This window comes from Haloferax denitrificans ATCC 35960, assembly GCF_000337795.1.
In the GTDB taxonomy this organism is placed as follows: Archaea; Halobacteriota; Halobacteria; order Halobacteriales; family Haloferacaceae; genus Haloferax; species Haloferax denitrificans.
In genome coordinates this window covers 237389-251476 of the sequence record NZ_AOLP01000001.1, presented here as the reverse complement: position 1 = coordinate 251476, position 14088 = coordinate 237389, and the positions used below count along the sequence as shown (strand labels likewise).

16 protein-coding genes are annotated in these 14088 nt (G+C 69.1%); 6 read left to right on the top strand and 10 right to left on the bottom strand.

The window, feature by feature from the left end:
* Positions 1–32: 32 nt before the first annotated feature.
* Together C438_RS01080 and C438_RS01075 are read right to left on the bottom strand one after the other, a co-directional pair.
* Entirely contained in the window at positions 33–770 is a 738-nt protein-coding gene (locus C438_RS01080) for a CPBP family intramembrane glutamic endopeptidase (protein WP_004967373.1), read from the bottom strand.
* 336 nt (positions 771–1106) lie between these two features.
* Complete coding sequence (locus C438_RS01075) at positions 1107–2399, bottom strand: hypothetical protein (RefSeq protein ID WP_004967372.1); 1293 nt, start codon at positions 2397–2399, stop codon at positions 1107–1109.
* A gap of 72 nt (positions 2400–2471) precedes the next feature.
* Between C438_RS01075 and C438_RS01070 the strand changes: the two genes are divergently transcribed.
* Positions 2472–3005 carry a hypothetical protein gene (locus tag C438_RS01070; RefSeq protein WP_004967371.1) on the top strand — a complete coding sequence of 178 codons (534 nt, stop codon included), beginning with the start codon at positions 2472–2474 and terminating at the stop codon, positions 3003–3005.
* Between the two features lie 31 nt (positions 3006–3036).
* On the opposite strand, the gene C438_RS01065 is transcribed toward C438_RS01070, so the two are convergent.
* The 4 genes from C438_RS01065 to C438_RS01050 form a co-directional block, all read right to left on the bottom strand.
* Complete coding sequence (locus C438_RS01065; RefSeq protein ID WP_004967370.1) at positions 3037–3720, bottom strand: TVP38/TMEM64 family protein; 684 nt, start codon at positions 3718–3720, stop codon at positions 3037–3039.
* Positions 3717–4421, bottom strand: coding sequence for a CehA/McbA family metallohydrolase (locus tag C438_RS01060; RefSeq protein ID WP_004967369.1), 705 nt, complete (start codon positions 4419–4421; stop codon positions 3717–3719). Before C438_RS01060 ends, C438_RS01065 begins: the two co-directional genes overlap by 4 nt.
* A complete protein-coding gene (locus C438_RS01055) occupies positions 4418–5116 on the bottom strand; it encodes a CDP-alcohol phosphatidyltransferase family protein (protein ID WP_004967368.1) in 699 nt (232 codons plus the stop codon). The genes C438_RS01060 and C438_RS01055 overlap by 4 nt, the downstream gene beginning before the upstream one ends.
* 127 nt (positions 5117–5243) lie before the next feature.
* Positions 5244–5870, bottom strand: a complete 627-nt coding sequence (locus tag C438_RS01050) for a GNAT family N-acetyltransferase (protein ID WP_049917629.1) — start codon at positions 5868–5870, stop codon at positions 5244–5246.
* A gap of 114 nt (positions 5871–5984) precedes the next feature.
* On the opposite strand from C438_RS01050, the gene C438_RS01045 reads away from it, so the two are divergent.
* Positions 5985–6476, top strand: a complete 492-nt coding sequence (locus C438_RS01045) for a DUF5812 family protein (protein WP_004967366.1) — start codon at positions 5985–5987, stop codon at positions 6474–6476.
* 37 nt (positions 6477–6513) lie between these two features.
* Here C438_RS01045 and C438_RS01040 read toward each other — a convergent pair whose 3' ends face one another.
* Positions 6514–6855, bottom strand: a complete 342-nt coding sequence (locus C438_RS01040; protein ID WP_004967365.1) for a hypothetical protein — start codon at positions 6853–6855, stop codon at positions 6514–6516.
* A gap of 127 nt (positions 6856–6982) precedes the next feature.
* Between C438_RS01040 and secF the strand changes: the two genes are divergently transcribed.
* From secF to C438_RS01025, 3 genes are all read left to right on the top strand, one after another.
* On the top strand, positions 6983–7846 hold the full coding sequence (gene secF / locus C438_RS01035) for a protein translocase subunit SecF (RefSeq protein ID WP_004967364.1): 864 nt from the start codon (positions 6983–6985) through the stop codon (positions 7844–7846).
* Positions 7843–9417 (top strand): preprotein translocase subunit SecD, encoded by a 1575-nt coding sequence (secD, locus tag C438_RS01030; protein ID WP_004967363.1) that lies wholly within the window; start codon positions 7843–7845, stop codon positions 9415–9417. The genes secF and secD overlap by 4 nt, the downstream gene beginning before the upstream one ends.
* Before the next feature lie 291 nt (positions 9418–9708).
* Positions 9709–9939 carry a DUF7511 domain-containing protein gene (locus C438_RS01025; RefSeq protein ID WP_004967362.1) on the top strand — a complete coding sequence of 77 codons (231 nt, stop codon included), beginning with the start codon at positions 9709–9711 and terminating at the stop codon, positions 9937–9939.
* A gap of 69 nt (positions 9940–10008) precedes the next feature.
* Here the strand turns inward: C438_RS01025 and rnhB are convergent, their stop codons facing one another.
* Together rnhB and C438_RS01015 are read right to left on the bottom strand one after the other, a co-directional pair.
* A complete protein-coding gene (gene rnhB, locus C438_RS01020; RefSeq protein ID WP_004967361.1) occupies positions 10009–10656 on the bottom strand; it encodes a ribonuclease HII in 648 nt (215 codons plus the stop codon).
* A gap of 108 nt (positions 10657–10764) precedes the next feature.
* Entirely contained in the window at positions 10765–12048 is a 1284-nt protein-coding gene (locus C438_RS01015) for a tRNA pseudouridine(54/55) synthase Pus10 (protein WP_004967360.1), read from the bottom strand.
* 248 nt (positions 12049–12296) lie between these two features.
* Here C438_RS01015 and C438_RS01010 point away from each other — a divergent pair, with 248 nt between their 5' ends.
* On the top strand, positions 12297–13274 hold the full coding sequence (locus C438_RS01010) for a DMT family transporter (RefSeq protein WP_004967359.1): 978 nt from the start codon (positions 12297–12299) through the stop codon (positions 13272–13274).
* Positions 13275–13414: 140 nt separating this feature from the next.
* Here the strand turns inward: C438_RS01010 and C438_RS01005 are convergent, their stop codons facing one another.
* Positions 13415–14047, bottom strand: coding sequence for a twin-arginine translocation signal domain-containing protein (locus C438_RS01005; protein ID WP_004967358.1), 633 nt, complete (start codon positions 14045–14047; stop codon positions 13415–13417).
* Positions 14048–14088: the final 41 nt, after the last annotated feature.

The following is a 14088-nucleotide window of genomic DNA, read 5'->3' as shown; positions in this document are numbered from 1 at the left end:
GCCAGCGGTTCGGCTGTTCCTTTTTCAGACCGTCAGACCATGCCGGTCGCCTGCGCGTAGCTCACGAGGAACTGGACCGCGTTGTACAGCCCGTGGACCAGCGCGGCGACGAGCAGGTTCCCGCTTTTCTCGTAGACGACCGCGAGGACGCTCCCGAGGAGGAACACCATCCCGAGCGAGACGAAGGCACCCTCGCCGGAGAACGACCAGACGTGAATCGACGCGAACACCAGACTCGACAGGACGACCGCCGGGGCGGGCCCCCACAGTCGGCGGAGTTCGCCGAAGGCGACGCCGCGGAAAATCAGCTCCTCCGCCGGGCCGACGAGAACGATGGTGACGACCGTGAGATACAGGAAGTACACCGGGTTCTCGCGGCCCTGCTGGGCGATGACGCTGTCGCCGCTCTGGATGCCGAGGGCGGTCATCAGCGCCGACGCGCCGAGGTAGACGCCCATCACGGCGACGAAGCCGCCCGCAATCCACAGGGCGTCGCGCGCGGTCGGTCGCTCGAACCGAATCAGGTCCCAATCGTCGCGCATGGAGAGGTAGCCCGCGCCGACGACGCCGAAGCCGACGAACTGCCCGGCGCTCTGAATCGCGCCGATGAGCGCGGTGTCGCCCGGAACGACGCCGCGAGCGAGGCCGCCGGCGACCGAGCCGAACGTCGCGCCGACGAGGAGCGAAAGGGCGACGACGATGATGATGCCACCGTACGCCTGGAGGTGGTCTGCGAGGCTCGCAGACGTGCGGGCGGTGTCGTGTGCCATTGCCCTCCCTTCGGAACGGGGTCGGATAACCGATTCGGGTCGAATATCGGTTTTCTGCGGCGGTGATTCGTCTGCCATCGGGAAGGAGTGCAGCACCGACGATATCTCGAAAGCCCCCGCGGGCGACGACTCCCGCGGACCGGCGCGGTCCTCGGCCTTCGGCCTGCGGTCCTCACCGGTCCGGGGTTCGCCCTCGACCGCGGCCCCTTTCAGTCCCGCCCCGTGGACTGTTCGGGAGCCGTCGCTGGTTGGCTGTTCGGGAGCCGTCGCAAAAGCCGATTCTCGGCCGTGGTCGCCGTGAGCCGTTCGCTCCGACTACCCGACGACCAACCGTGACTACTCCACGACCAGCCGCGACTTCTCTTCGACCGCCTCGGCCTCCTCGAAATCGCCGCCACCGAGCAGGCCGCGGGCGGCGCGCTTGCCCCACTCGACCGCCGGCTGGATGAACGTGTCCACGCTGGCGAGTTCGCCGTAGAGGACGCAGGCGGCCTCCATCGCGTAGAGCAGTTCACCGAGTCCGTACTCGTCCACGCGGTCGAGTTCGATGCGGACGTTCGGACAGCCGGCCGCGGCGAGGCTCGCTTCGGTCGCCTCGAACTCGGCGTCGAGCAGTTCGCCGAGCGACGAGCCACCGAGGTACGCGAGGCCGTCGAGGTCGGTCTCGGGGATGGCCACGTCCTCGCGCTCCGTGGCGCGGACGAGCGTCACGAGTTTGTCGCGCGGGCCGGCGCGGTACAGTTGAAGCTGGGAGTGCTGGTCGGTCGCGCCGAGCGCCCGCAGGGGCGTCTGGCCGAGACCGTCTTTCCCGAGCGACTCGGCCCACAGCTGGGCGAACCACTCGGAGAACGTTTCGAGCGATTCCGCGTAGGGCATCATCGCGTTCTGCCGCAGGCCGCGCTCGGCGAGGGCGTAGGAGACCGCGCCGTAGGCGTACGCCGGCGAGTCGAAAAGCGAGTCCGACAGGCGCGCCTCCTGTGCGGCCGCGCCCTCCAGCACCGCCTCGATGTCGTGACCGCAGAGGGCCGCGGCGGCGAGGCCGACCGTCGAGAGCACCGAAAACCGGCCGGGCACGCCGTCCGGGACGGGGAGCGACGGCAGGTCGTGCTGGTCGGCGAGGTCGCGGAGGTTGCCCTCCTCGCCGGTCGTGACGAAGGTTCGGTCGGCCCAGTCGACGCCCGCGTCGGCCATCGCCTCCCGGACGACGAGGAAGTTCGCCAGCGTCTCGGCGGTCGTGCCGGACCGCGAGACGACGTTGACGACGGTCGACGCGAGGTCAAGCGAGTCGAGGAGGCGCTCGACGGCCTCGGGGTCGACGTTGTCGAGGTAGTAGGCGTCCACGTCGCTTTCGAGGGCGTCGGTGAGGGTGGCCGCGCCGAGGGCGCTCCCGCCGATGCCGACGGTGACGACCGCCGAGGGGTCGTCGAACCGACTCACCGCGTCGCGAATCGCCGCGGGGTCGGTGCTGTTCGGGAGATTCAGCGATTCGTAGCCGTGTTCGCCGGCCTCTCGGCCGCGTTCGATGCGGTCGTGGGCGGCCGCGACGCGGCCGTCGAGTCGGTCGAGCGCCTCGCGCGAGACGCCGTGGGCCGACGCCGTGTCGAGGACGTTCCCGAGGTCTACCTGCATACAGGATGCCGCGTCGCCCGGCGTCAAAACGACACCGGTCGCTTTAATCGCGGCCGCTCCCAAGGGCGACCGATGGCAGACGACTACGGCGGCGTCATCGGCGCGTTCCCGTACGCCTTCCGGCACAGCGAGTCGTGGCTGTTCAAGTGCTACGTGCTCGTCGGTGCGCTGGCGACGGGTGTCGTCTCGCTGTTCGTCGTCTTCGGACTCGTGGTCCTCATCGGCGCGACCGCCGGCGTCCCCGGTGGCTCGCTCACCCTCTCGCGGTCGTTCTACGTCCTCGTGGGGCTGTTCGTCGTCGCGCCGCTGGTCGCTCCCGTACTGTTCGTCGCCCGACGACACCGCCGCACCGGCTCGGAGCCGCGGTACGACCTGAGCCTCGCGCTCGCGGGCTTCGTGTTCATGCTCTCGGTGTACGTGGGACTTCTCGCGTCGGTGCCGGCGGAACTTCAGACGCCCGCCGAGCCGTTCACGGTGGGTCCCGTGACCGTCTCGGCGCTCGTCCCCGTCGTGCGACTGCTCTACGACCTGCCCGCGGTCTACGGCCTCGTCCCGCCGGTCGCGTGCGCGGCGGGCATCTACGGGCTTCACCGACTGCTCCGATAACCGTCGCCGGCTCGCTTTTTTCGACTTGGCCTCACCCGACTCGCGCCGCCAACTCGTCGCGATAGCGGTAGACGACCGCCGAGGCGACGACGCCGATTCCGACGAGGAGCGCCACCGCCTCGTAGTTCGCCGCGCCCGCGTTCCGCCCGGCGGCCGCGGCGAGGGCGAACGTCGGCAGGCGACCGACGGCGACGAGGACGACGAGCGTCCGGAGTCGAAGCGGCGAGAGCCCGGCGAGCGCACAGAGCGCGTCGTCCGGAAACGCCGGTAGGAGAAACAGGACGAACAGCCCGGCGACGCCCCGGCGGTCGGCGAAGCCGTCGAACCGCGCGAGCGCGTCGTCGGCGACGAGACGCTCGACCGCGGGCCGGCCGAAGCGCCGGGCGAGCAGGAAGACGATGGCGCTCCCGGCGACGACGCCGACCATGCTGTAGACCGTGCCGGCGACCGTCCCGAAGAGGTAGCCGCCGACGGCGGCGAGCGCTTGGCCGGGAATCGGTGCGAGAATCACCTGAATCGTCTGGATACCGACGAACGCCAGCGGGGCGAACGCCCCGGTCGATTCGACGGCCGAGCGGACCCACGCCGGGTCGGCGAGGCGCGGGGCGAACACGGCGACGCCGACCGCGACGGCGGCGAAGGCGATTCCGACGACGCCGAGCCTGACGAGCGCCGCGTTCCGCGCGTCGGTCGAGTCGAACGGCCGCCCGGTCACAGGAACGAGGCGGTCTTGAGCCGGGCGTTCAGCGCGTACTTCCGTAGGTACTGGCGGGCGGTCGTTCGCGTCCCGCGCGCGACGGTTCGCCCGGCGCGAATCCCCTCCAAGATGGCGTCGGTCGTGACGCCGCCGTCCGCCTCGACAGAGACGGTCGTGTACGCCTGTCCGACCAGCGCGGGTCGGTGCGCGTCGCTCCCGCCCGTGCCCGGGAATCCCCGTCGGCGAGCGTAGCGCCGCGCCTGCCCGTTTCTGAACCCGGTGAGCGTGTGGGCGTTGTACACCTCGACGGCGTCGACGTCTCGAATCGCCCGTCGGGACGCGCCGTGGCGGAACGTCTGAAACGGATGTGGAACGACCGCGAGCCCGCCCGACTCGCGGACCGCTCGCGCCGTTTCGGGGAGCGGTCGCCCCGTCGTCGGCGGGTCGTCGACGCCGAGTGCGAGGAGGTGGCCGTCGGCCGTCGAGACCTCGACGCCGGGGACGACCCGGACGCCGTACTCGTGGGCGATGTCGAACGCCCGCGGGAGCGACCCGACCGAGTCGTGGTCGGTGATGGCGACCGCGTCGAGGCCGACCGCCGCCGCGCGGGCCAACACCGCTTCGACCGACATCTCGCAGTCGTAGGAGGCGTCGGTGTGGACGTGGAGGTCCACCGCGAGCGTCCGCGGTCCCCGCGAGCCCTGCGCCGGACCGCTCATATCACGCCGAATTCGAGCGCGAGACAGCCGACGACCGTCAGGACGCCGGCGACGCCGACGAGGACGTGTCCCGCGTCGGTTTTGTACGCCTTGTAGTCGGAGGTCATGAGCGGGCAGACCGCCACGATGGTCGCGCCCGCGACCCAGCCGTTCCACAGCGGGACGAACTGGAGGAGGAAGTAGTTCGCCAGCACGACGAGATGCGTGTGGACGACCGTCGTCCCGTGGTAGTACGAGGTTCCCGAGTCGTCGCCGAACCCCTCGCTGTTGTGGCGGATGAGTCGCAGGCCGCCGAAGGTGAGGACGACGAAGCCGACGACGGCGCTCACGACCGGGTTGGGCGCGAGCGCGACGTGGTACAGGAGCGCCGCCGACACGAGGTACGCGAAGATGTCGATAAAGGAGTCTATCTGTCGGCCGAACGCCGAGGCGGTCCCGGTCCTGCGGGCGTAGTAGCCGTCGGCCTTGTCGAAGGCGAAGCCGGCGAGGACGGCCACGATGGCCCAGTTCGGCTCGCCCGACACGAACAGTACCGCGCCGACCCACGCCCAGAAGAGCGCGCCCAGACTCAACCAGTCCGCGGTCCCGAGCCGCGAAATCATGTTCTCCCCCGTCGATGAGCGCACGACCTCGCTCGCCCGCGCGTCGACCGCGTCCAGCCTCCCGCGAACTGCTGACCTGAGTTCGTCCGTCATGCCTGTCTGTCCGACACACTCGACCGATTGAGTATAAATTTAACCGCTATAGTATATATAAAACAAATATCTATATACCTAAGTTCCCGAACGGAGCGCTCGGGACGGAACTGAGCGCTCTGTACCGCTATGAACGCGGTTTGACGCGTCGGCGTCGCCACGGTCCGACCCGGTAGTACGCCCGGGTCCGGGCGACTCGGAAGCCGACGCTCTCGAAGGTCCACTGCGAGGGTCGGTTGTCGCGGGCGACGAGCGCGTGGACCGTCTCGGCCCCGCGCTCGCCGGCGACGGCGACGGCCCGCGAGACGAGCGCGGTGGCGATGCCGCGGTTCCGCGCCTCGGGCGCGACGAACACCCGGCGGACGTAGCCGCCGGGGACGGTCACGTCGGCCTCCAGCGGGTGGATGTGGTACGTCAGGCCGGGGTCGCCGAGAAAGAGGTAGCCGACGGGGTCGGCGTCCGCGGCTTCGCCGTTCGTCTCGTCGCTCTCGTCGCTTCCGGCGTCGAACGCGCACACCGCCGTCTCGTCGTCTCGAAGCTCGGAAAACGCGTCGTCGCGTGCCTCGAACCGGCGGGCGTCCTCGGGGTCGAGCGCGCGAATCTCGACGCCAGCCGGGGGGTCGCGGTCGGCGTCCGCCGCGTCGGCGTCCGCGACGTACTCGTCCATCTGCGTCGCCGTGAGGCCGCGGGCCTTGAGCGCGTCGTAGACGCGGCGGGCCGTCTCGGTCCGGGTCAACCGCCAGAGCGCGGGCATCGTCAGTCGCGTCGGCGCGCCGCGAGAAAAGCCCACCGTCGCCGTGAGTGTCGGTGGCACACGCCGTCGTGAGCGCCCGAAACGGGGAAAAGGCCCGGTGGCTTACAGCGGGTGATGACCGAGTCCGAGTCCGAGACCGAGTCCGAGCGAACGGGAACGTTTCTCGTCACCGCCGCCGACGAGGAGTCGGCCGTCCTGAAGGACGTTCACTCCGGGCAGGTCCACGCGCTCTCGTCGAACCCCGGCGTCTCCGAGGACGAAGCCGTCCGCGGGACCGTCGCGCCCGACCCGCCGATGAACGTCTCGTGGCAACTCGTCGACGTCGAGTCGCGCTGGACCGTCTCCGTCGAGCGCTCCACCGAGTCGCCGACGACGAACTCCCGCGACATCGCCGCCGACAACCCCGACGGCGAACTCGTCCGCGAGGAACGCGCCGGGACCGGCGAGATTCACGTCCTGTCGGTCCCCGACGACATGACCGAACAGGCCGTCGACGACATCCTCGACGACAGAGAGGGCCTGCTCTCGCGGGCCGCCAGACTCGACGTGAACCGCGTCGAAATCCGCTCGCAACCGGGCGTCGTCGCGGTCCGCTACATGCCCTGACAGGGCGCTTTTTCACCCCGGCTTCCGTCTCGCGTTCCTACCGCTGTTTTCCGGTCGAGGAGACGGGCCCGTCCGCGCTCTGGACGCACCACCCGCCGTGGACGCTCCCCTCGCGCTCGACGAACTCGACTGCCGTCCCCTCGCCGACGTGGGTCGCGTCCGCCGGGTCGAGTTCCTCCACGCGGAGCGTCAGCGTCAGCGCGTCGCCGCAACAGCCCACGTCGAGGAACTCCTCCCACTCGTCGCCCGGCGCGGCGTCCTCGTGGACCCGCCGCAGGTAGGTCACGAAATGGTCCGTGGTCAGCTGGTCGCGGCCCCACGCGCTGAGTTCGTCGGGGAAGGAGACGACCACGCGGGTCGCCGTCGGTTCGGTCGTCATAGTTCACGATTGTCGGCCAACGACTATGGGCCTGTCGCGGGTTCGCCGGGCGCTCGCCAGACCGCGCCGCGGCCGAGACCGTCCGCGGATAAGAAACCTTATTCCGCACCGCTCAGGACCGCAACCCATGGTTGAGTTTACGGTACCGGAGGTAGACTACACCCGGTACACGAATCGCCAACTCGCGGCCGTCCCCCTCGCGGTCCTCGCGGTGGCCCTACTGGTCATCGGAGGGTGGTACGTCGCGACTGGTGCGCCGGTGAATCCGGGCGTCGACTTCACCGGCGGTACCGAACTCCGCATCGCAACGGATGCCCCGCAAAGCGAGGTCACGGCGGCCTTCGACAGCCAGCCCGAGTCGATTCGCTCCGTCGCGGCCGACGGAACCTACGTCGTGACGTTCCAGTCGGGGAGCGCGACGTCGACCGAACTCCAGACGCAGGCCGAGGACGCCGGCTTCGAAGTCCGGTCTATCGACGCCGTGTCGGCCAACTTCGGCGGCGAGACGCAACTGCTCGCGCTCGGCGGCCTCGCGGTCGCCTTCGCGGGCATGAGCGTCCTCGTGTTCGCCATGTTCCGCTCCTTTGTCCCCTCCATCGCGGTCGTCCTCTCGGCGTTCTCCGACATCGTCATCCCGGTGGCGCTGATGAACCTCTTCGGCATCGAACTGTCGCTGGGGACCGTCGCGGCCCTCCTGATGCTCATCGGGTACTCGGTGGACTCGGACATCCTCCTGAACAACCACGTCCTCCGGCGCTCCGGTGACTTCTACGAGTCGACCGCGCGCGCCATGCGGACCGGCGTGACCATGACGCTCACGTCCATCGCGGCGATGATCGTCATGACCATCACGGCGACGCTGTTCGGAATCCAACTGCTCGCCGCCATCGGCACGGTCCTCGTGTTCGGCCTCACCGCCGACCTGATGAACACCTACATGCTGAACGTGACCCTCCTTCGCTGGTACAAGTTCGAGGGGGTGGCCCGATGAGCACGCTCCGCGACAACTGGCGGGTCATCTTCCTCGTCGTGGCCATCCTGTTTTCGACGTTCGCCCTCTTCTCGCCGACGATGGGGAACCAGTCCGCAATCGGCGAGGACAACAGCGCGACGAACCTCCAGTTCGGCCTCCAACTCGACGGCGGGACGCGCATCCGCGCGCCGCTCGTCGGCGTCACGGCTGAGGACGTCCAGTTCAACGGCGACTCCGAGCGCGTCGTCGAACGGCAGGTCGCCGCCCAGATAGCGGGCGCCGACGCCGCGGACGTCATCGCCCGCACGGGCGCGGAGTCCAACACGGTCGAAGCGACCATCGAGAACGTCACGACCGACGACCTGAGCGCCGCGCTCGACGCCGCTGGCTACGGCCACGGCGAGGTCAGAGACGGCGTCACCGCGACGACCCGCGAGGAGACGGTCCGCGTCCTCCAGTCGAAAATCAACGAGGCCGGTCTCTCCGGCGGGACGGTCCAGCAGGTGACCACGGCGACGGGCGAGCACTTCATCCTCGTCGAGGTCCCGAACCGCGACCAGTCCGACGTCGTCGACCTCGTCGGCGAGCGCGGGACGGTCCAGATAGACATCTACTACCCGACCGGCACGGACAACGGGTCGCGGACCTACGAGACGCGCGAGGCCGTCCTGACGCAGGCCGACTTCACCTCCATCGGGACCGCACAGGAGTCCCAGACGGGAAGCGGGGCGTTCGTCCCCGTCTCCGTCCGCGACGAGCCCGCGTCGGAGTTCCAGACGGCGGTTCAGGACACCGGCCTCGCCCAACCCGGCGGGACGCGGTGTACCTACATGGAAGACGGCGGCCGGAACACGACCGAGGGCTGTCTCCTGCTCGTCGTCAACGGCGAGGTCGTCAACGCCTTCGGCATGAGCGGCGGGCTCGCAGACACCATGCGGGCCGGCGAGTGGGCCGACGCGCCGAGCTTCCAGCTCCAGACGCGCAACACCTCCGAGGCACAGGAAATCGCCATCAACCTCCGCGCCGGCGCGCTCCCGGCCAGCCTCGACCTCTCGGGCGAGGACAGCGGCACCTCGTCGTACATCTCCCCGAGTCAGGGTGAGAGCTTCAAGTTCGACTCGCTCATCACGGGTATCATCGCGGTCCTCGCGGTCGCCGGCGTCGTCTTCGTCCGCTACGGCAAACCGCAGGTCGCCCTGCCGATGGTCGTCACCGGCCTCTCCGAGGTGTACATCCTCCTCGGGTTCGCCGCCGCAATCGGCTATCCGCTCGACCTCTCGGTCATCGCCGGCTTCATCGCCGTCATCGGGACCGGGGTGGACGACCTCATCATCATCGCCGACGAGGTGATGGCCGAAGGCTCCGTGACCTCGCGGAAGGTCTTCCAGTCGCGGTTCCGCCGGGCCTTCTGGGTCATCGGCGCGGCCGCCGCGACGACCATCATCGCCATGAGTCCGCTCGCCGTGCTCTCGCTCGGCGACCTCCAGGGCTTCGCCATCTTCACCATCCTCGGCGTCATCGTCGGCGTGCTCGTCACCCGCCCGGCGTACGGTGACATCCTCCGACTCCTCCTGACCGAGGACCGCTGAGGCCGACCCCGCTTCGGCCGACGCGCGTTCCCTTTTCGTTCGCCGCTCCGATTCGTGTCTCACGAGTCGGCGCGCTCGCCGCTCGGCCCGTTCACGCGATTCTCGCAGTTGATAGCACTCCGACGCTCTCGGACGTTCCCTATTTCAGAATCGACAGACTGCGGCGATTTCGCTCGTCCCCACCGGGGGGAATTCGCCGATAGAATCATATAGACTGCCTATAAAATACTGCTTGAAGCGGCAACCAAGCAACCGCCGCCCGTCGGTAATCACGGTGCACGCACTCCACTCATGGACGACACGCCACTTCGACACGATGACACGGACGCGACGACGACCCGGCCGGACGCCTCGCGGCGGTCCGCCGGCGACGACGAGGAGTTCGTCGCCATCGTCGCCCCGTACGACGACGCACCTGACGAGTGCACCATCTTCCCCGCAGGACTCTCCGAAGACGAGTTGCTGACGACGTGGCTCTCCGCGCAGGAAGGCGGGTACGTCGCGCTCGCCGAGATGCGGTAGGTCCCGCTCGCGACTCGCTTTCGAACCGCTCCGACCCTCCACTTTTTCGAGCGCCGGTCCCGCGACGCCTCAGAAATCCCCCAGCGACGACTGTTCGTGCGCGGCCATGAGGTCGGCGCAGGTCGACCACGACTTCCGCGCGCAGTCCGGGAGGATGCCGTGTTCGCGGACGTACTCCCGCAGGAATTTCCGGGTCGTCCCGTCGCTCGGGTAGCCGCTCCCCACCTCGCCGTACTCCGCGGCGAGCGCTTCGACCCGCCGGTCGCGTTCGACCTTCGCCACGATGCTCGCCGCGCCGACGATGGCGTGTTCGTCGTCCGCGCGGTGCTGGGCGTGGACCTCGACCGAGACGCCCGCCTCAGCGACTCCCTCGCGGACGCGACGGCCGAATCTGGACTCGCTCACGTCGCCCGCGTCGCAGACGAGTTCGTCGGCGTCGACGGCGACTTCGGCGGCCGCTTCGACCTGCGCACGGACGGTCAGGAGGTTCATGTCCGTCTCGGGGTCGTCGATGGTCTCTGGTTCGACGAACGCGACGCCGACTTCGACGTCGTCGCGCTCCCGGAGTTTCGCGGCGAGTTCCGCGCGCCGCTCGGGGCTGAGTCGCTTCGAATCGGCGATTCCCTCCGGGAGGGCGTCGGGGTCCGCCCGGACCGCCGCGGCGACCATCGGACCCAACACGGGTCCCTTTCCGGCTTCGTCGACGCCGACGTGCATATCTGGTCGGGTCTTGGGGCGGAGAATTAGAGGTTGCGGTCCGCGATGACGCCAGCCGACGCCGGCCGACGCCGGCCGACGCCGGCCGACGCTCGCCGGGGTCTCGACTCAGTCCTTGAAGAACTCGTCGTCCTCGAACGGTTCGTCCTCGCCTTCGACCGCGATGACGTCGAGCGCGGTGACGACCGCGCCCGTGTCGAGGATGCCGGCGAGGCTCGGGTTGGTTCGGCCCTCGTCACCGGAGATGAGTTCCTTGATGTAGAGGCCGCCCTCGCCGTGGATTTCGACGGTCGCGTGGCGCGCGTCTTCGAGGTCGCCGGTGGCGTCGTAGACGTGGCGGGTGCGGGTGATGCTCGCGCGGCGGTGGTCGACGCGGTGGGGGGTGTACTGCTCGATGGTCGCGCCGGTGAGTTCGTCCAGCGCGGCCTGCAACTCCCCGTCGGTCACGTCGTCGTCGAACTCGACGGCGGCGCGGTACTCCTTGCTCGCGTCGAGTTTCTTCACGCGCTCGACCATGTCGTAGGTGGCGAGTCGAAGCCCCTCGACTTCGATTTCGCCGTCGGCCATCGCGTTGATGTCGCCTTCGAGCTGTTCGACGTCGATGGTGCGGCGACGCGGTTCCATGATTTCGACCACGAACGGCCGGCCCGTCCCGAGCATGAGGGCGTCCACGTCCTCGCGGCCCGCGCCGTGGAACTTCGCGTCGACCCCGTCCATCACGTCCGTCACGACGGGGGCGACGAAGCCCTCGACGCTGTCCTCGTAGAGGTAGCCGGAACCGCCGCAGTAGTCGCACGGCTCTTTGCCCTTGTAGCCCGAGCCGTCGCACTCGCGGCAGGGCCACTCGGTCTGCGGGATGTCGCGGGCGAGCTTCCGGTAGCGCCCGTAGACGAACGCGGAGTTGAGTTGCGCCTCGACGGTGTCGGCCTCGATGTCGAGGAGGAACTGCACGTCGGGTCGGGTGAAGTCGACCTCGGTGCCGGTGAGTCGCCCCACGCGCTTTCCGACCTCGCGGTTGAACTCGGATTTGAACAGTTCGCCGGCGTCCTCGGGCAGGCCCGCGCCCTCGCGGAGGAGCAGTTCGTTCTCCTCGACGAGCGGCGGCGCGCGGGTGCCGACCTGATACGTCTCGACCTCGACGTCCTCGATGGCCTCTGCACAGCGTTCCGCCCAGTCGTCGAACTCGGCGCAGGCCCCCTCGCAGACCCAGCAGTCCTCGGTGTCGACGGCCTCGTACGGTTCGTCGTCGTCGAGGGCGGCGGCGACCCGGAGCGACTTGCCCCGCTCGGCGTTCGTCAGCCCGAAACTGCGCTCGGCGAAGGCCCGGCCCAGACAGGCGTCGCAGACCGGCCCGCTCTCCGCGAGCGCTCGCGCGTCCTCAAGGATGCTCATGGTCGGTCTCTATCGGGGCGCGCGTAACTAGCTTACTTTGTTCGCCGGGTCGCCGGCTCACCGACTCGCCGCCGCAGTCGTCGCGTCGCCGCCGCGGCGACCCGTCGTCCTCGACGGTCTCGCCGACGTTCAGTCGAACTGAGACGTTTGTCAACACGACCCGAGTGGAGTGCTATCTCGGCTCCGAGAAATTTGATGTACGGCGGCGTGGTAGCCGCTTCAACACCTGGGTTTACGGTCGATATCTCGTGTCTATCAATACGCAAACGAATCGGACGCTCGCACTGTTCGCGACCATCGCGGTCCTCTGGGGGACCTCCTTCATGGCTATCGAGGTCGGCCTCGACGCCCTCCCGCCCGTGCTGTTCGCCGCCCTCCGGTACGACGTCGCCGGCGTCGTGCTGTTCGTCTACGGCCTGCTCGCGGCGGAGGACTGGCGGCCCCGCGGCCGCGACGAGTGGGTCGTCGTCTTCGTCGGCGGCGCGCTCCTCATCGGCGCGCACTTCTCGCTTCTGTTCTCCGGCCAGCGGTACGTGACGAGCGGCGTCTCGGCCATCGTCATCAGCCTCGCACCCGTCCTCACGCCGCTTTTCGCGTGGCCGATGCTCCCCGACGAGCGCCTCGACGCGTTCGGCTTCCTCGGCGTCCTGCTGGGGTTGGCCGGAACGGTACTCATCGCCCTCGCCTCGGGGTCGGTTGGCGGCCAACTGCTCGGCGTCGTCCTGCTGTTTCTCGCCGCCGCGGCGTGGGCGTTCGGCTCGGTGCTCGTCAAGCGACTGCCCGGGAACCCGCCGGTCGTCCCCATGCAGGCGTGGATGATGCTCCTCGGCGCGGGCATGCTCCACGTCACGAGTCCCGTCCTCGGCGAATCCGGCCTCGCGAGCGTGGCGTGGTCGCCGCTTGTCGTCGCCGCGCTCCTGTTTTTGGCCGTGCTGTGTAGCGCCGTCGGCTTCATCGCCTACTTCGTCTTGCTCGACCGCATCGGCGCGGTCGAAATCAGCCTCGTCAACTACGTCACGCCGGTCGTCGCCGCCGTCTCCGGCTGGGCGTTCCTCGGCGAGCGCCTCGGCCCCGTCACCGTCGCCGGCTTCGCGCTTATCCTCCTCGGCTTCGCGTTCATGAAGCGCGACGCGCTCGGCCCGCTGGGTCGCCGCCTCGGCGTCCGCGCCGGCCTCGACACGTCCGACCCGGCGACCGACCCCGACACCCTCCCGGCCGACGACTGAGCCGGCTCCGCCGCCGACTCCGCAGGGGTGGTCGGTCCCACATCCGCGTCGCTCCGAGTGCGACAGCGCGAATACGAACCGCCTCCAGTCGAAAAAAGTCCCGGCGCGTCCGACGCCGGCGTCCGCGTCGGCCGTCGTGGTTAGTTGCTGGTCTCGTTGCCGGACGACGTGGTCGTCTCGTTGGTCGTCGTCTCGGTAGCCGTCGCGGTCGCGGTTTCGTTGGACGTCGTGGTCGTCTCGTTCGCAGTCGTCGTGGTCGTCTCGGTGACCGTCTCGTTGGACGTCGTGGTCGTGGTCGTCTCCTCGGTCGCGGTGGTGGTCGCGGTCCCCTCGGTCGGCTCGCGGGTCGCGAGGACTTCCTCGGTTCCCGCGCGACCGACCCAAACGACCTCGACCGTCGAGTCGCTCTCGGCGGACTCGATTTCGAGGAAGTTACCGACCGAGACGGGGTACTCCTGACTCTCCTCGTCGTCGGCGACCCACGTCGCGGTGCGCTCGTCGTCGACGGTGACGTAGACCTCGCTCGTCGACTCGTCGGTGATTTTCTCGCCGCCCATGTGGACGACGCGGAGGACGCCGCCGTTCGTGCGGAAGGCGAGCTCGGGGTCGGGAACCTCGGCCGGCTCGGCCTCGGTCGTCGTTTCCCCGGCGGTGCCGTTACCCGTCTCGTTACCCGAGGTCGGCTGTGACTCGGAGCCACCGCCCATACAACCGGCGGTGGTGAGGAGGGCTCCCGTCGCGGCGACGCTCTTCAGGAAGGTACGTCGTTCCATACGCCACGATTTGCAAGCTACTATATATGTCTTGTAGTTTA

Excerpts from the sequence above, each read along its gene's own strand:
- C438_RS01080 (WP_004967373.1), bottom strand. The coding sequence starts at position 770 with ATGGCACACGACACCGCCCGCACGTCTGCGAGCCTCGCAGACCACCTC.
- C438_RS01075 (WP_004967372.1), bottom strand. The coding sequence starts at position 2,399 with ATGCAGGTAGACCTCGGGAACGTCCTCGACACGGCGTCGGCCCACGGC.
- C438_RS01070 (WP_004967371.1), top strand. The coding sequence starts at position 2,472 with ATGGCAGACGACTACGGCGGCGTCATCGGCGCGTTCCCGTACGCCTTC.
- C438_RS01060 (WP_004967369.1), bottom strand. The coding sequence starts at position 4,421 with ATGAGCGGTCCGGCGCAGGGCTCGCGGGGACCGCGGACGCTCGCGGTG.
- C438_RS01055 (WP_004967368.1), bottom strand. The coding sequence starts at position 5,116 with ATGACGGACGAACTCAGGTCAGCAGTTCGCGGGAGGCTGGACGCGGTC.
- C438_RS01050 (WP_049917629.1), bottom strand. The coding sequence starts at position 5,870 with ATGCCCGCGCTCTGGCGGTTGACCCGGACCGAGACGGCCCGCCGCGTC.
- C438_RS01045 (WP_004967366.1), top strand. The coding sequence starts at position 5,985 with ATGACCGAGTCCGAGTCCGAGACCGAGTCCGAGCGAACGGGAACGTTT.
- C438_RS01040 (WP_004967365.1), bottom strand. The coding sequence starts at position 6,855 with ATGACGACCGAACCGACGGCGACCCGCGTGGTCGTCTCCTTCCCCGAC.
- secF (WP_004967364.1), top strand. The coding sequence starts at position 6,983 with ATGGTTGAGTTTACGGTACCGGAGGTAGACTACACCCGGTACACGAAT.
- secD (WP_004967363.1), top strand. The coding sequence starts at position 7,843 with ATGAGCACGCTCCGCGACAACTGGCGGGTCATCTTCCTCGTCGTGGCC.
- C438_RS01025 (WP_004967362.1), top strand. The coding sequence starts at position 9,709 with ATGGACGACACGCCACTTCGACACGATGACACGGACGCGACGACGACC.
- rnhB (WP_004967361.1), bottom strand. The coding sequence starts at position 10,656 with ATGCACGTCGGCGTCGACGAAGCCGGAAAGGGACCCGTGTTGGGTCCG.
- C438_RS01015 (WP_004967360.1), bottom strand. The coding sequence starts at position 12,048 with ATGAGCATCCTTGAGGACGCGCGAGCGCTCGCGGAGAGCGGGCCGGTC.
- C438_RS01005 (WP_004967358.1), bottom strand. The coding sequence starts at position 14,047 with ATGGAACGACGTACCTTCCTGAAGAGCGTCGCCGCGACGGGAGCCCTC.